The sequence below is a fragment of the Streptomyces fuscichromogenes genome, assembly GCF_014645815.1.
In the GTDB taxonomy this organism is placed as follows: domain Bacteria; phylum Actinomycetota; class Actinomycetes; order Streptomycetales; family Streptomycetaceae; genus Streptomyces; species Streptomyces fuscichromogenes.
This window is the reverse complement of record NZ_BMML01000018.1, coordinates 35,471-50,670: the sequence shown is the minus strand read 5'-3', so window position 1 is coordinate 50,670 and position 15,200 is coordinate 35,471. Positions and strand designations below refer to the sequence as shown.

Genomic DNA, 15,200 nt, shown 5'->3' with positions numbered 1-15,200 from the left:
GGTGCCGATGCAGGAGCCGGGCCAGGTGCCCGGCGGTCGCTCTGTGGGCATCGAGACAGCCGTGCGGTGATCGCGTAGGTCACGTGGAGCCTCCGGTCGCGGTACGTAACGTGAGGAGCGTCGCGTTGCCGAGAAGACTTCACTCCGGCCGCCTTGCCGGCTCCCTTTGAGCGACAGATATCGCGCGAGTCGCACCTCGTCACCGCCGCAGACGAGCAACGACGAAGACACCGGGGTCGCATTTCGAAATTTTATGCGCGCCCTTTTAATCTCACACGCCGGCACCTGACCCATCCTCCAGGGTTGACCATTCTTGTAAGGTCGGAGGATTGGATGATCTCAAAGGAAACAATCAGAGATTGCCGTTAGTAATTCACGCCCTCACGGAGGCAGTGATCGCATGTCACCTCGGTTCATCAAGTGGGCAGGCGGGATGTTGGCAGCCGGTGCGACCGCAAGCGTGATCTTTTGCTTCGCGAGGGTCGGCTTGTCCAGGGCTCGACGTTGCGGCGTTCTCCTTCAATGCCGTCGGCTGGGCTCCCGCGGGTCCGGACTGGTCACCTCCCGCAGGCGATCCATGGTCCGCTTCTGGGGGTCCCCAGGGATTTGGTCTGCTTGCTGCAGGAATTGCATTGACGTAGGTGAGCGCACCCATATCAGGGTGGAGCGAGGACAAGCAGGACACGACGCTCAGGCATCAACAGTCATCATAAGGCCTTCAGGGAAAACATCGGGGACGAAAGCGAATGCATCTGAAGGCGGCCGATCGGTTCGCTCGTCAGGAGAGGCCTGAGCCGTCGCACAGGGTCTTCGGGTGACAGTCCCTCGGCGGGCGGCGGAGTACGACCTTCGAGGGCTCGGAACCTTGCGCCTTGGTCGGTGCTGTCCGCGTGGTGCTCTGGAGTCCCCCTCCCCCATGCGCGCGACGGCGGGCCACCCCGTGCACCACTGGCATGGGCTCGGATTAGCAACTTTCTTTCCAGTTCGATCAGTTGATGGCTAGCATGCGGGCTGACCAGTGCCAGACGGGGAAGGCCAGACATGCAGGCGCTCAAGTTCTTCCAGTTCAACCGGAGCCGGGCGGTGGCGATCGTCTCGGTGCTCGCGATCGCCGGGATCGCTAGTCCCACCCCGGCCTACGCCGGCCCGAACTGCAGCATCGCCGGATGCTCGTCCACGTACAACGACACAGGGGCGACCGCGACCGCACTCTTCAACTGGTGCACCTCCAGCGGTTCCACCGGAGACGCCACCACCACGCGGCCGAGTTGCAGCAGCGACGGCGTGGCTCAGAAGCAGTATCTGTTGCTGGGCCACGAGCACACTCCGGAGAATCAGGACTGGGACGTCCTGCAGATCGACGCCGGCTGGTGCTACAAGGTCTACTTCGACAGCATCACCAACTTCACCCGCACGTACGACCGCCGCGGCAAGACCACGGAGTGGGTGAAAATCGCGGACTACGCGGACGCCCACATCCAGGGTCAGTCGAACACCACCTGCCCGTGACAGTGCGGTGGCGCTTCGCTGTCGGGTCGACCCCGATGAACTCGGTTCCGGCAGCTTCTGCGCGGTGCGCCCGCCCAGGCGGTGGGGGCACGTCTGCCATGACGCTGATACCGCGTGCCCCTCGGTCCCTGATATCCGTTCGCCACTCTCCGCGCAGGCGTCCTAGTCTCGGCCCATGAACAAGCCTCTCGTCGCCATCCTGAGTGGCGCAGGCATCTCCACCGATTCCGGGATCCCTGACTATCGCGGGCCCGACGGGCTGTGGCGGAAGGATCCCGGGGCCGAGAAGCTCGTGACGTACGAGTACTACATGAACGACCCGGAGATCCGGCGCCGGTCCTGGCAGATGCGCCGCAGGAACCGCACGCTCCAGGCCGAGCCGAACGCCGCGCACCGGGCGGTGGCCGAGTTGGAGTGGTCCGGCGTGCCGGTCAGAGTGATCACGCAGAACGTCGACGGACTACATCAGCTCGGTGGTATGCCCGCCCGCAAGGTGCTGGAACTGCACGGCAGCGCGCGGAGTGTCGTGTGCACGAAGTGTCAGGCGCGGGGTCCGATGGAGGACGCCCTCGCCCGGGTCGCGGCCGGCGAGGAGGATCCGCCGTGTCTGGAGTGCGGCGGAATCCTGAAATCGGCGACGGTGATGTTCGGGGAGCAGCTGGATCCGGCCGTACTCGGTGAGGCCCTCGTCATCAGCAAGGCCTGCACGGTGTTCATCGCGGTCGGCAGCAGCCTCCAGGTGCAGCCCGCCGCCGGCCTCGCCGGTGTCGCCGCCGACCACGGGGCCCGGCTGATCATCGTCAACGCCGAGCCGACACCGTACGACGACCGCGCCGACGAAATCGTCCGAGAACCCATCGGCACCGCGCTGCCGAAGCTGACACGACGGCTGAGCACGGAGAACGGCTCCTAGGCTCCGACGATGCCCACCTGCACCACGGCCACACCCGCTTCTTCCAACGCCGTCCGGACAGCGGTGCCGGAAGGCGCGTTGGTCACGACGACATCCAGGTCCTCCGGACCGCAGATCCTGACCATGCCGGTTCCGGGGAACTTAGTGTCGTCCACAAGGAGAGCCACCCTGTCGCTGGCGGCGATCATGGCCCGTCTGGCCGGCACTTCGGCGACCGTGGTGTCCATGACCTGGGCGCCCGCGCGGACGCCGCACGCTCCCATGAAGAGCCAGTCGGCGTGCACCTGACGCAGGTTGTCCTCCGCCATGAAGCCGTCCAGCATGCGCGACTCTCGTACTACCATGCCGCCGAGCAGCATGAGTTCGACGCTCTCGTCCCGGACGAGTTCCTCGTACACCGCCAGGTTGTTGGTGATCACGGTGATCCGGCGCCCGTGCAACCGGCGGGCCAGACGGTAGACGGTCGATCCGGAGTCAAGGATGACCGACTGACCGTCCTCGATCATCGTGGCCGCCTGGGCGGCTATGGCGTCCTTCGCATCCGGCTGGGCTTCGGCGGCCTCGGTGAACGGCGCGGGATCCTCCTCGACGACCGCCCCGCCGTGGACTCGCGTGAGCAACCCGTCCTCCTCCAGCTTGAGGAGATCACGACGGACGGTCGCGGCACTGGCTTCCAGACGATCCGCAAGTTCGGTCACGGTGACGGTGCCACCGGATCTCAACGCCTGCAGGATGAGTTGATGTCGTTGTTCAGCCAGCACACGACAGGACATTACACGGCCTCTGCTGAACAACTCCCATGCCCTCGAGCCACTTTGAGCCGAAGTGGCGCCGGCGCCGATACCGGTTCGGCACAGACTCGGACCTCGTCGTGTCACAGACGCCCACACCTTGAGACGCCGGTATTCGACAGCAATCGGAATCTTCCAGTACAAAAGTGTTATGCGTCGCGGGCAGCCAGGGAACGCGCATCGGAAGCCTCGGCGTGAGCTCCGGCGGTCTCGAAGGCCGACGCTGCCCGGTTCCAGGCGGCACGCGCTGAAACCACGTCATCCACAGCGTGCAGTCCGCATGCCAGATCGCGTAATATTTCACCCAGGTAGAAGAAGTCTTCCAAGCTGGTGGCGATCTCGGCGGCCTCTTCGTACGCTGCGCAGGCTTCCTCCATTTGACCGCACGCAACCAGATCTAGACCCAAGTTGTGGCGAGCTCTGCACTTGCCCAGGTCATTGTAAATTGAATTACATATTTCGTAGGCCCGATGATGAGCCGCTTTCGCTTCGACGGTCCTGCCTTTCATTCGCAGCGACACTCCGAGATTATCCCAGGTTCCCGCCTCCCCTATACTCATTCCTTGATCATGGAACTGGTCTCGCGCACGCTCGTGAGCCGCTATAGATGAATCCAGCTGCCCAGCCTCTCGAAATGCGACACCCAGATTGTTCAGCGCACTTGCCTCTCCAATGCCATTCGGCATCGCCCGGAGAATGTCGCGCGCACGGCTATGGGCATCAATGGCTTTCTGCACGTGCCCAAGCTCCAGAAAAGCACATCCCAGGTTGTTCCACGCCTTGGCCTCGCCATCCACGTCTCCCACGCGGCTGGCGGCCTGCTGGGCGGCGGAGCTCACCGTCGCATAGTCCTCAAAGTACCGACGAAAAACCAGGTAACGCCACATCCTGAGAGCCATATGAACGACTTTTTCCGAATGAACGATATTACCGGACAGCTCGGTCGCCGACACCAATCCTGTACGCTCACGATCCAGCCACTCCAAAGCCTGGGCTCGGCTGTTGAATATAACGGGAATCGCATCCGTAGGGAGGGGTCGAACATACGAAACGGCTTCACACATACATCGGTCATAATAATCCAGTATGCGCCCCTCCGCCTCTTCGCGCTCGGCTTCCGATATCAACTCGGAGCCATACTCTCGAACCAGGTCATGCATGCGCCAACGCCCGGGGCGTAAGCCTGTTTCAACCAGATGCGCACGATGCAGGGCGGCCAGGACCGGACGGACCGACTTCTGCCCGCCGAGAAGTGATGCAATGCCATCCATACCGATGTCCACGCCGGGAGCGATCGACAGGATCCGAAAAAGGTGTGCTTGCTCGGGTTGCAACCGGTGGTACGAGAGGGAAAAAGTGGCCCGAACGCTGCGGCTTCCGTCTTCGAGTCGATCGAGGGAAATCTCCTCAGCCAATTCCCGAACGCTCATTCTCGCATCCATTGCGAGGAGCGCGACAGCAATCTGAAGGGCCAGCGGGAGGGAACCGCAGGCCTCGATCAACTGCATAGCAGCAGCTGAATCGTCGGCGATCCGCGTATCATTTTCGGACGTAGCGACACGTAAAGCTCGATCGAGCAGCGAATTCGCCGCATCGTCTTCGAGTGCCCCAAGAGGGACAAGTCGCGCTCCGACTTGTGGAATTCTGTGCCGAGATGTGATCAATACCCGATGCCTGGCGGACTCAGGAAGGACAGGCATAATCTGCTCAGGATGTGAAACGTTGTCCAGAAGCAGAAGCATCGGTTCTTCTTTTTTGTTGAGCAGAGTTCGGAGCAGGGCATAGCGAGCCATTGTGCTGTTCGGAAGCTCTAGGTCTCGGATTCCAAGCGCTTCAAGAAGTGCAAGAGCGACCTGATCCGGACCCGCCGGGGCTTCGTCATACCCTCGAAGATCCATGAATATTACCCCGCCGGGGAACCATCCCTCACGCACGGCGCGCCGGGCCGCGACCACCGCCAAGGCCGTTTTTCCGATGCCGCCGAGGCCTGAAACGGCAGAGACGAGGACAGCGGGTTCGCGACCACCGCCTTCGTTGGGACGTAATAAGCGCAGGATTTCGTCAAGTTCATCCAGGCGCCCCGAGAAGCTATTCGATACGGGCGGCAAGGAAGCCTCCGCCATGGGCACAGGGCCTCGATAGTAGTGGTTTTCCACCTTTCCTATCGCTTCGCCGAAAGTGCCGCTGGATCCGAATTCTATGTGGTCTCCGCCCACGGCCTTCACATGCATACTCGCCTATTCGCTGTTCCACGACGAGAAGAATTCCAGTGCAGGGCGCCAAGCATCCTGGGTGAAGACCAGCAACGCGACGCTCGGACACTTCGAGTCACACACCCACGTCTTCCCGGAGAGCAAGGCCACTTCACAACAGTTGGCCTCTTCGAATGCGCTGTAGCTGCTCCTGCGCCAGAAAACCTCGTCCCGGTCGTCAGCCATGGCTGCCCCCTCACCCATCGACGTCCTGCCCCACAGTCGGCCCGCCCTCGGACCAACTCACTCTGTAACGCTCCAGGCTACGTCAACCAAAGGCTCAGGATGGGAGACTTTATGCATGTATGAGAATCTGTCCACTGCGCGGGCCGTTCACTTGGTCACTGCGAACCGCTCACCGCGAAACAGACACACGCGTAACAGTGGACGCGGTCCTGGGCGATGCCGGGCGAACACGGCGGCGTCGCGATCGACCGGCAGGCCGCCGACGTCCGTCTGAGCAGGGTGCTGGGCGACCGGTGCCGTCAGAAGAGCCCCGCACCCCGTTCGAAGTCCAGCAGCCGCTGCTTGCGGGGCAGGCCGCCGCCGTAGCCGGTGAGACCGCCGCCCGCGCCGATGACGCGATGGCAGGGGACGATGATGCCGATCGGGTTCTTCCCGTTGGCGAGGCCGACCGCGCGCGAGGCCCGCGGATTGCCGAGGGCTTCGGCCAGTTCGCCGTACGACCGGGTCTCTCCGTAGGGGATCAGGCGCAGCTGTTCCCAGACGCTGCGCTGGAACGGGGTCCCGGTCAGGCGCAGTTCGAGGGTGAACTCCTTCAACTCGCCGTGGAAGTAGGCGGCCAGTTGTTCCTCGGTCTCGGTGAAGAGGTCGTCGTCGCGGTCGCCGAAGGTCTCCTCGGGCGGGCGGTGACGTTGGTCCTCCATGTAGAGGCCGCAGAGGCTGCCGTCCTCGGCCACCAGGGTGAGGGGGCCGTAGGGGCTGTCGGTCACGGTGTGGTTCTTCACAGCAACGTCCTTATACGGGGAGGAAGTTGATCGGGTGGCTGTCGGTCGCCCACAGGTACTGGACGGCATAGGCCCGCCAGGGACGCCAGGCGGCCGCACGTGCGGTGAGGGCGGCCGGGGTGCCGGGCAGGCCCAGCTCCTGGGCGGCGCGCCGGATGCCGAGGTCGGTGGGGAGGAAGGCGTCCGGGTCGCCGAGGGCGCGCATGGCGATGACGTCGACGGTCCAGGGTCCGAAGCCGGGGAGGGCGAGCAGCTTGGCGCGCGCCTCCGCCCAGTCGCTCTCGACGCCCAGCTGGATGGTGCCGTCCGCGAGTCGGCCGACCAGTGTGGTGAAGGTGGTGCGGCGGCTGCGGGGCATCGCCAGCGAGTCCGGGGGCACGTCCGCGAGCGCCTCGGGGGACGGGAAGAGGTGGGTGAGGCCGCCCTCGGGGTCGTCCACCGGGGTGCCGTGGGCGGTCACCAGGCGGGCCGCGTGGGTGCGGGCGGCAGCCGTGGACACCTGCTGGCCGAGCACGGCGCGGACGGCGAACTCCGCCTCGTCGACCGTGCGCGGCACCCGTCGTCCCGGCGCCTTGTCGACCAGCGGTGCCAGGAAGGGGTCCATGCGCAGCCGGCCGTCGACGGCGACCGGGTCGGCGTCCAGGTCGAGCATCCGCCGGCAGCGGCTGATGGCGACGGGCAGGTCGCGCAGGTCGCTCAGGGTGAGCCGGCAGGCGATGTGGTCGGGCTGCGGGGCGAGGGCGGCGATGCCGTGGCCGTACGGCAGCCGCAGGGTGCGCCGGTAGGCACCGTCCCGCCACTCCTCGACGCCGGGTACGGCGGTGGCCGCGAGGTGGCCGAAGAGGTTGTCGGGGTTGAGGGGGGCGCGGAAGGGCAGCCGGAGGGTGAGCGCGCCCGGGGCGTGCCGCGCCGACCTGGGGCGGCGGGCGCGCAGCTCGCTCGGGGACAGGGCGAAGACCTCGCGGACGGTGTCGTTGAACGTGCGGATCGAGGAGAAGCCGGCCGCGAAGGCGATCTCCGCCATCGGCAGCGGGGTCGTCTCGATCAACAGGCGGGCGGTCTGGGCGCGTTGGGCGCGGGCGAGGGCCAGCGGGCCGGCGCCGAGTTCGGCGAGCAGTTGGCGTTCCACCTGCCGGGGGCTGTAGCCGAGGCGGGCGGCGAGGCCGGGGACGCCCTCGCGGTCCACGACCCCGTCGGCGATCAGCCGCATGGCACGGGCGACCAGGTCGGCACGCTGGTTCCATTCCGGGGAGCCGGGGCTGGTGTCGGGACGGCAGCGCTTGCAGGCCCGGAACCCGGCCTGCTGGCAGGCGGCCGCGCTCGGGTAGAACGTCATGTTCTGGGGTTTGGGCGGTACCACCGGGCAGCTGGGCCGGCAGTAGATACGGGTGGTCAGGACGGCCGTGAAGAACCAGCCGTCGAACCGCGCGTCCTTCGACTGCACGGCTCGTACACAGTGCTCGCGGTCGAGGTGCATCCCTTTCTGCATGCGTCCAGCATCGGCCACCGGGGGTGGCCGATGCTGGCGGGAATCCGACACGAAGGTGGGCTGACCTGAGCCCGCGGCAGACTCAGCCGAAGTAGTGGTCCTGGTCCAGGTCGGCCAGCAGTCCCGGCTGCGCGGGCCGCCAGTCGTACCGCTCGCGGGTCGCGGCGCCGGACGTCGGGTTGTCGTTGCCGACGAAGGCCGCCATCCAGCCGAAGTGGTCGGCCGCGTCCTCCCCGGTGAGGGACACGACCGGCAGGCCGAGGCGGCGGCCGATGACCTCGGTGACGGCGCGGAGCGGGACGCCCTCGTCGGCGACCGCGTGCAGCACGGCTCCGGCCGGGGCCGCCTCCAGGGCCTTGCGGTACAGGGTGGCGGCGTCGAGGCGGTGCACCGACGACCAGCGGTTGGTGCCGTCACCCAGGTAGGCGGCGACGCCCTTGGTGCGGGCGGTGCCGATCAGCAGCGGGACGAAGGCGTGGTCACCGGCTCCGTGCACCTGGGGGAGCCGGATCGCCGACACCCGCACCCCGCGGTCGGCCAGGGCCAGCGCGGCGCGCTCCGCCTCGGCCCGGTGGGCACCGGGGCCCGCCGGGTCGGGCGTGTCCGCCTCGGTGCCGAGGCGACCGGGGGTGAGGAGACCGGTCACGGAGGTGACGACGAGGGGCCGGCCGGACTCTGCGAGCGCGTCGCCGAAGGCCTTCAGCGCGCCGAGTTCGATGCGGAGGGCACCCGGCATGTCGGAGAAGTCGTGGTGGTAGCCCGTGTGGATCACCCCGTCCGTCGCCTCCGCGGCGGCCCGCAGGCCGTCGATGTCGGTCAGGTCGCCGCGGTGCACCTGCGCCCCCGCCTCCTTCAGGGCCGTCCCGGCCGCGTCCGAGCGGGCCAGGCCGAGCACCTGGTGGCCGGCGCCGAGCAGTTCGCGGACGACCGCGCTGCCGATGAACCCGGTGGCACCGGTGACGAACACACGCATGACAGATCACCTCACGGAGAGTGAATGGCTGGGATGACTCCAGCCTGCGCCGGACCCCGGCCCCCGGTCCAAGACCCGTTCCGCACCCGGTGATGCCCGTCCGGTCATGACCGCAGCTCACGGCGGCGGGAGTACAGTCGAGGCGTGCCCGACTCCTTCGTACCGCAGGTGGACCTGGAGCTGCGCCTGGTGCGCTACTTCACCGTGGTCGCCGAGGAACTGCACTTCGGCCGCGCGGCCGACGCGCTGCATCTCGCGCAGCCGTCGCTGAGCCGTCAGATCCGGCGCCTGGAGCGGGAGTTGGGCGTCCGGCTGCTCGACCGCACGCCGCGCGGCACCCGGCTCACCGAGGCCGGGGAGACCTTCCTGCCGCAGGCCAGGGAGCTGCTGCGGAGCGCCGCGCGGGCCGCCGCGAGCGCCCGGTCGGCGGCCGGGCACGGCCCGTTCACCGTCGGTTACACCACCCACCAGATCGTCACCCCGGCCGTGCGCGAACTGCGCCACCGCCATCCGGAGGCCGACGTCCGCACCCTGCACGTGGACTGGAACGAACCCCGCGGCGCGCTGCTGGACCACCGGGTCGACGTGGTGGTGACCCGGTTCCTGTTCTCCGCGGACGGCCTGGACATCACGGTCCTCTACGACGAACCGCGCGTCCTGCTGGTGCCGCTCGGCCACCGGCTGGCCGGCAGGGCGTCGGTCACCCTCGCGGACTTCGCCGACGAGCCGCTCCCCCGCTTCACCGGCGCCGACCGGATCGGGGCCAATCCCCCCGGCCACACCAACCTGGGCGCCCTGGTGGACACGCTGGAGGACAAGCTGGAGCTGGTCGCGAGCGGTGAGGTGGTGTCCCTGGCGCCGGCCGGCTTCCGCGGCAACCTGCGGCCGGACATCGTCGTCGTCCCGATCGAGGACGCGACCCCCCTCCAGGTGGTCGTCGCCGCCCGGAGCGGCGACCCGCACCCCCTGTTCCCGGCGTTCCGCCGCGCGGCACGAACCCATCTGGTGCCGACGCCGGCGCGCGACATCGTGCGGGACTCGGCATGAGCGGAGTCCCGCACGCGGGGCGCGGACAGCGGCCGGGCCGTCAGCCCAGGTCCGTGCCCGTGCCGGTGTCCGCCGAGTCGTCGCCCCGCACCACGCACAGGGCCCAGATGATGAACCCGGACAGCGCGATCATCACGACGGACCAGACCGGGTAGTACGGCAGGGACAGGAAGTTGGCGATGATCACCAGCGCGGCGATCGCCACACCGGCGCCCCGGGCCCACGCGGCCGGCTGGAAGAGGCCGATGCTGACGACCACGGCGATCACGCCCAGGACCAGGTGGATCCAGCCCCAGCTGGTGAGGTCGAACTTGAACACGTAGTTGGGTGTCGTGACGAAGACGTCGTCCTGGGCGATCGCCATGATGCCCCGGAACACGGCGAGCAGTCCGGCGATCAGGAGCATGACGCCGGCGAAGGCGGTCAGTCCTCCGGCCCAGGCCATCTTGGCGGTGTGCTGGTGCGGGTGGTGCGCGGGATGTGTCGCGGTCATTCGGCTGCCTCGATTCGTTCTCGGAGGGGGTGCTCAGCGCCCGTGGGCGGTGGGCACCGAGCCGGAGCGCTCGGCCGAGCCGGTGCGCTCGGCCGGCCCGGAGCCGCCCAGGACCAGTGCCTTGGCCTTGCGGAACTCCTCGTCGGAGATGTCACCGCGGGACTTCATCTCGGAGAGCCTGGCCAGTTCGTCGACGCTGCTGCTCTGCGCGGAGCCGCCCTGGGCGGTCTGCCGGATGTACGACTCGAACGCCTTCTGCTGGTCGCGGGCCTGGGAGATCTCCCGCTGTCCCATGCCCTTGCCGCGGGCGATCACATAGACCAGGACGCCCAGGAAGGGGACCACGATGCAGAGGGCCAGCCAGCCGGCCTTGGCCCAGCCGCCCATCGAGTCGTCGCGGAAGATGTCCACGATGACCCGGAACAGCAGGACGAGCCACATGATCCACAGGAAGAGCCAGAGCATCGTCCAGAAGGCGCTCAGCAGCGGATAGTCGTATGCGAGGTAGGTCTGCGCACTCATGTACGTCCTCCGTCCACGGCGCCGGCCGGTCGGCCGCGCCCTGCCGTCCCAGCGTGCGCACGGCGGGCGCCGGGGTTCCTCACCCGGGGCGGGTGATCGTGCGCCGCTCCGCCGTGCCGGCGGCCCTGTCACTCCGGCAGGCGCCGCATCTCCACGACCCGCAGTCCGAGCGACAGACAGCGGTTGAGCAGGCCGTACAGATGCGCCTCGTCGACGACGGGGCCGAACAGGACCGTCTGGCCGGACATCGTCACGTGTTCCATCTCCGGGAAGGCCCGGGTCAGCGTCTCCGACATGGTCCCTTCGACGCGGATCTCGTAGCGCATGAACCGTCTCCCGCCGCGGGTCTGCTGCGGTCTGTTCCGTGATCCTGCTCCCCGCGGCCGCCCGCCGGCCTCACCCGGCGCAGGTGAACCGGGTCCGGGGCGGGCGGAGGTCACAGCAGTCCGCGCTCGCGGGCCCGGCGCACCGCGTCGCCCCGCCGGCCCACGCCGAGTTTCCGGTAGACGCTCTTGAGGTGCGTCTTGACCGTGTTCACGGAGACGTACAGATCGGCGGCGATCTCCTGGGTGGACATCATCTGCGCCAGCCGGGCGAGCACCTCGCGCTCCCGGCCGCTCAGCTCCTCGACGAGCAGCGGCGGGGCATCGGCGCCGGGGCCGTCGCCGTGCAGCCAGCCCGCGGCCAGGCCGTGCAGCGGCGGGGTGTCCAGGAGACGGCGGATTCCCGGCCCGGCGTCGAGGAACGGGCGTCGCAGCCGGTCCCGGCGCGCCTCCAGGAGGGCTCGGGCGAGCAGCTTGCGGGCGGTGTCGGTGTCGCCCGCCTCGGCCGCGGCGCGGGCCCGCACCAGGGTGGCCCGGACCGTGACCCCGGGGCCGGTCCGGCCTTCCGTCTCCGTGCACAGCCGGTCGGCCGCCCCCACGGCTTCCTCGCGGCGGCCGGCGGCGAGCTGCGCCCACGCGACGTCCGCGGCGCACACCGGTCCGCCGGGCCGGCCGATCCCGGCCAGCACCTCGGCGGCCGGGCCGGGACGGCCGTCGGCGAGCAGGACCGCCGCCACGGCCAGGGCCGCGTCGGCTCGGGCCCAGGGCGAGGTCACCTCGGCCCGTACGGCGGGATCGGCCGCGTTCGCGGCGGTCCGGGCGTCGCCGAGGGCGCGGTGCAGCCGTCCCGTCACCAGGGCCCGGCACGCCTCGGTGACCGGGTCGGGCACACCGGGGCCGGGACCGGACTCGGCTGCCTCGTCCAGCAGGGACCGGGCCCGGCAGAGTTCGTCGCGGTCGACGGCCACGGCGGCCAGCACCAGCTGCCCGAGCCCGGCGCCGGGGAACGGGCGTCCGCCGCAGTGCCGTGTCGCGTCGGTCGCGGCCAGGGCCCGGCGCTCCGCCAGGTCGAGCCAGCCGTCGAAGTAGTCGATCAGGGCCAGGTGCCCGAGACAGTCCTCCCGGGGCAGTTCGGTCAGGGCGCCGCCGGGGAGGTCGGCCACCTCGGTCAGGGCGGCGCGCGCCGCGTCGAAGTGCCCGGCCCACACCCGGGCCGAGCCCAGGTGGCTGAGGAGCAGGGCGGTGAGTTCGGGGTGCTTGGCGAGGAGGTGGGCGGGCACCTCGCGGCGCAGTGGCGCGGCGTCCGCCATCGCCCGCTCGGCCCGGTCCGGGCAACCGGTCAGCCTGGCCGCGAGGGACTCCAGGAGGACACAGCTCAGCCGGCCCGCGGCGGCGGCCGCTCCGGTGGCCAGGCTCTGCTCGGCGCGGCCGAGGTGGGCCAGGCCGTGGTCGAGATCGTGCTCGGACAGCTCGCGGGCCGCCCGCACCAGGTCCACGGCCGGTCCGCCGGCCTCCGGGCCCATCCCGGAGAACAGTTCGGTGAGGTCGTCGGCGCGCAGGCCGGTGAGGAGCCGGCCGATCGCCAGGTCGTCGACGAGGGCGCCCGCGGTGCACTCCCAGTCGGCCGCCGCCGCGCCGTGGGCCAGCGCCTCGGGCACGGCGCCGTGGGCCCGCAGCCACCACGCGGCGCGCCGGTGCAGTTCGGGTTCGAGCCCCGGGTCGCGGGCCCGCAGATGGACCCGGAGGATCTCCCCGAACAGCGGACGCAGCCGGTACCAGGAGTGTCCGAGGTCCTCGACGAAGGCGTTCTGCCGGCACAGCCCGGCCAGCAGCGGCCCGGCGTCGGGGCGGCCGGTCAGGGCCTCCGCCAGCTCGGGGCCGAACCGGTCCAGGACGCTGACGCGCAGCAGCAGGTCCTGCGTCTCGGGCGGCTGCCGTCCGACCACCTCGGCGAGGAGGAAGTCGGCGATGGTGCTGTGGCCGGCCTCGAACTCCTTGAGGTACGTCTCCGGGTCCGTGCTCTGCTGGGCGGCCAGGGCGCTCAGGCGCAGTCCGGCCGCCCAGCCCCCGGTGCGTTCCACCAGGGCGCGGGCGGCTTCGGCGGGCAGCCGCAGGCCGTGCCGCGCCAGCAGGTCGGCGGCCTCCTCGGGGGTGAAGGCCAGCTCGTGGTTCCTGATCTCGGTCATGGCCGCCGCCGCCCGGTAGCGGTGCAGGGGCAGCAGGGGTTCGGTGCGGGTGACGAGGACCAGCCGCAGACCCTGGCCGGCGTGGTGGAGGACGAACTCCAGTTGCTCGGCCGTCTCCGGGGCGGCCAGCCGGTCGAACTCGTCGAGGACGAGGATCGCGGGCCGGTCGCGGCCGTTCAGTTCGTCGGCGAGGCGGGCCAGCAGCCGGTGGTCCACCATGCGGAGGTCCCCGGGGGAGCCGCCGACTCCGGCGGACAGCGGTGTTCCGGCGGTGTGCAGGGCGTGCAGCGCATAGGCCCAGAACTTGCCGGGGTCCTGGTCGCCCGCCTCGTTGGTGAGCCAGGCGACCGGTTGTCCGAGCCGGGCGGCCCAGTCGGCGACGAGGAGGGTCTTCCCGGCGCCGGCCGCGCCGTTGACCATGGTCAGCGGGGTGTCGAGGGCCTGGTCGAGGTGTGCGGTCAGCCTGGGTCTGCGCACGAAGGTGGCGGGTCTGGCCGGCACCGCGAACCGGGTGCGCAGGAACGGCTCCCCCAGCGGGTCGGCGTACCCGACGGCCGGTCCCCGTGCGCTGTCGTCCCTCGCGGCCACGGAGATCACCTCCCGGTTCCGGTCGGCCGTGGTCGGCGCTCCACCCCATCAGGATCCCAGTCCTGCGGCCGGCGCGCAGGGCGCACGGGGCCGCGGCCCGGCGTCAGGACGGGCGCGGGTCCCGGTCCTCGCGGGGCGGTGGGCTGCCCAGGCGGGTGGCGAGGAACGGTTCCTGGGCCAGGACGGCTCCGGTGCTGACGCTGACGGTGGCGGTCAGGCAGACCACGATCAGCCAGGACAGCAGCACGAACACCGAGCCGACCGAGCCGTACTCGGCCACGGTGCGGTCCAGCGTGCGCGGCAGGTAGAGCCGGGCGATCGCGGTCAGGGCGGTGAGGGCGGCCGCCGTGATCAGGGCACCGGGCAGCAGGGGCCGCCAGCCGATCCGGCCGCCGAGGAGCAGGTGCTGGGTCCACCACCACAGGCCGGTCTGGCAGAGGAGGGTGACCGGGATGCCCAGCCAGACGCCGAGGCCGAGGCCGTTGTGCAGGGTGCCCTGCACGAGCAGGGCGCCGATCCACAGGGCGAGCCAGGCCACCCAGCGCCAGGGGGCGACCCGGATGCCGCCCCGGGGGATCTCCCAGGCGCGTTTGCACAGCCGCTGTACGGCCCGGCTGACGGCGGTCGCCGAGATCAGCACCATGAGTACGCCGATCACGCCGGTGGTCTGCCGCAGGCTCTCGTTCGGGGGCTGCATCAGCTGCTGGACCCCGGTGTCGACCGGGCCGTCCAGTCCGAACACCGAGCGCATGGCGCGGAGCAGCTGCTCCCGGACCACCGGTGGGGCGTAGGCGGCGAACACGAAGAGCAGCGGGACGGCGGTCAGGAAGCACTGGGCGGCCAGGCGGGTGGCGGTGTCGAAGATGTTCACGGACACCATGCGATCGGCCAGGTGCGTGACGACGGGGAACCTGGTCTCCGCCCGCCGGTGGGCGGTCTTCGCGGCGGCGACCAGGCGTGCGGTCCGCTCACGCCACCGGGACACGCCGAACCGGGACCCGCCGGGCGGGGACGCACCGAGCCGGGACGCACCGTGCGGGGACGCACCGGGCCGGGACGCACCGGGTCCGGACCCGTGGCGCCGCGGTCGCCCCCTGGTCGGCATGGCGTGCTCCTTTCCCTGCCGTCCAGGGTGCGGGGCGGGCG

Annotated in this window: 14 protein-coding genes; 3 read left to right on the top strand and 11 right to left on the bottom strand. The window is 69.7% G+C overall.

Going from position 1 to position 15,200, the window contains the following annotated elements:
* Positions 1 to 1,041: 1,041 nt before the first annotated feature.
* Both IEZ11_RS32730 and IEZ11_RS32725 read left to right on the top strand, forming a co-directional pair.
* Positions 1,042 to 1,509 (top strand): hypothetical protein, encoded by a 468-nt coding sequence (locus tag IEZ11_RS32730; protein ID WP_189266576.1) that lies wholly within the window; start codon positions 1,042 to 1,044, stop codon positions 1,507 to 1,509.
* 175 nt (positions 1,510 to 1,684) lie between these two features.
* Positions 1,685 to 2,422 carry an SIR2 family NAD-dependent protein deacylase gene (locus IEZ11_RS32725; RefSeq protein ID WP_189266575.1) on the top strand — a complete coding sequence of 246 codons (738 nt, stop codon included), beginning with the start codon at positions 1,685 to 1,687 and terminating at the stop codon, positions 2,420 to 2,422.
* Here IEZ11_RS32725 and IEZ11_RS32720 read toward each other — a convergent pair.
* From IEZ11_RS32720 to IEZ11_RS32695, 6 genes are all read right to left on the bottom strand, one after another.
* A complete protein-coding gene (locus tag IEZ11_RS32720) occupies positions 2,419 to 3,183 on the bottom strand; it encodes a DeoR/GlpR family DNA-binding transcription regulator (protein WP_189266574.1) in 765 nt (254 codons plus the stop codon). The two genes, IEZ11_RS32725 and IEZ11_RS32720, sit on opposite strands and share 4 nt — an antisense overlap.
* 179 nt (positions 3,184 to 3,362) lie before the next feature.
* Positions 3,363 to 5,336 carry a tetratricopeptide repeat protein gene (locus IEZ11_RS32715; protein ID WP_189266573.1) on the bottom strand — a complete coding sequence of 658 codons (1,974 nt, stop codon included), beginning with the start codon at positions 5,334 to 5,336 and terminating at the stop codon, positions 3,363 to 3,365.
* Between the two features lie 114 nt (positions 5,337 to 5,450).
* On the bottom strand, positions 5,451 to 5,651 hold the full coding sequence (locus tag IEZ11_RS32710) for a DUF397 domain-containing protein (RefSeq protein ID WP_229713499.1): 201 nt from the start codon (positions 5,649 to 5,651) through the stop codon (positions 5,451 to 5,453).
* 299 nt (positions 5,652 to 5,950) lie between these two features.
* Complete coding sequence (locus IEZ11_RS32705; RefSeq protein ID WP_189266571.1) at positions 5,951 to 6,433, bottom strand: methylated-DNA--[protein]-cysteine S-methyltransferase; 483 nt, start codon at positions 6,431 to 6,433, stop codon at positions 5,951 to 5,953.
* A gap of 10 nt (positions 6,434 to 6,443) precedes the next feature.
* Positions 6,444 to 7,910, bottom strand: coding sequence for an AlkA N-terminal domain-containing protein (locus tag IEZ11_RS32700; protein WP_189266697.1), 1,467 nt, complete (start codon positions 7,908 to 7,910; stop codon positions 6,444 to 6,446).
* Between the two features lie 94 nt (positions 7,911 to 8,004).
* Positions 8,005 to 8,895: an SDR family oxidoreductase gene (locus tag IEZ11_RS32695; RefSeq protein WP_189266570.1), complete on the bottom strand. Its 891-nt coding sequence runs from the start codon at positions 8,893 to 8,895 to the stop codon at positions 8,005 to 8,007.
* Between the two features lie 144 nt (positions 8,896 to 9,039).
* On the opposite strand from IEZ11_RS32695, the gene IEZ11_RS32690 reads away from it, so the two are divergent.
* A complete protein-coding gene (locus tag IEZ11_RS32690; RefSeq protein ID WP_189266569.1) occupies positions 9,040 to 9,942 on the top strand; it encodes a LysR family transcriptional regulator in 903 nt (300 codons plus the stop codon).
* Positions 9,943 to 9,982: 40 nt separating this feature from the next.
* On the opposite strand, the gene IEZ11_RS32685 is transcribed toward IEZ11_RS32690, so the two are convergent.
* The 5 genes from IEZ11_RS32685 to IEZ11_RS32665 all read right to left on the bottom strand — a co-directional run bounded on the left by IEZ11_RS32685 (position 9,983) and on the right by IEZ11_RS32665 (position 15,039).
* Positions 9,983 to 10,435, bottom strand: coding sequence for a DUF7144 family membrane protein (locus IEZ11_RS32685; protein WP_189266568.1), 453 nt, complete (start codon positions 10,433 to 10,435; stop codon positions 9,983 to 9,985).
* Between the two features lie 33 nt (positions 10,436 to 10,468).
* Positions 10,469 to 10,957, bottom strand: a complete 489-nt coding sequence (locus tag IEZ11_RS32680) for an SHOCT domain-containing protein (protein ID WP_189266567.1) — start codon at positions 10,955 to 10,957, stop codon at positions 10,469 to 10,471.
* A 128-nt stretch (positions 10,958 to 11,085) separates the two neighbouring features.
* The gene (locus IEZ11_RS32675) at positions 11,086 to 11,283 is read right to left on the bottom strand and encodes a DUF8691 family protein (protein ID WP_189266566.1); all 198 of its coding nucleotides are present in this window, start codon (positions 11,281 to 11,283) and stop codon (positions 11,086 to 11,088) included.
* Between the two features lie 110 nt (positions 11,284 to 11,393).
* Complete coding sequence (locus tag IEZ11_RS32670) at positions 11,394 to 14,054, bottom strand: winged helix-turn-helix domain-containing protein (RefSeq protein ID WP_229713498.1); 2,661 nt, start codon at positions 14,052 to 14,054, stop codon at positions 11,394 to 11,396.
* Between the two features lie 103 nt (positions 14,055 to 14,157).
* Positions 14,158 to 15,039 carry a YhjD/YihY/BrkB family envelope integrity protein gene (locus IEZ11_RS32665; RefSeq protein ID WP_229713497.1) on the bottom strand — a complete coding sequence of 294 codons (882 nt, stop codon included), beginning with the start codon at positions 15,037 to 15,039 and terminating at the stop codon, positions 14,158 to 14,160.
* Between the last annotated feature and the right edge of the window lie 161 nt (positions 15,040 to 15,200).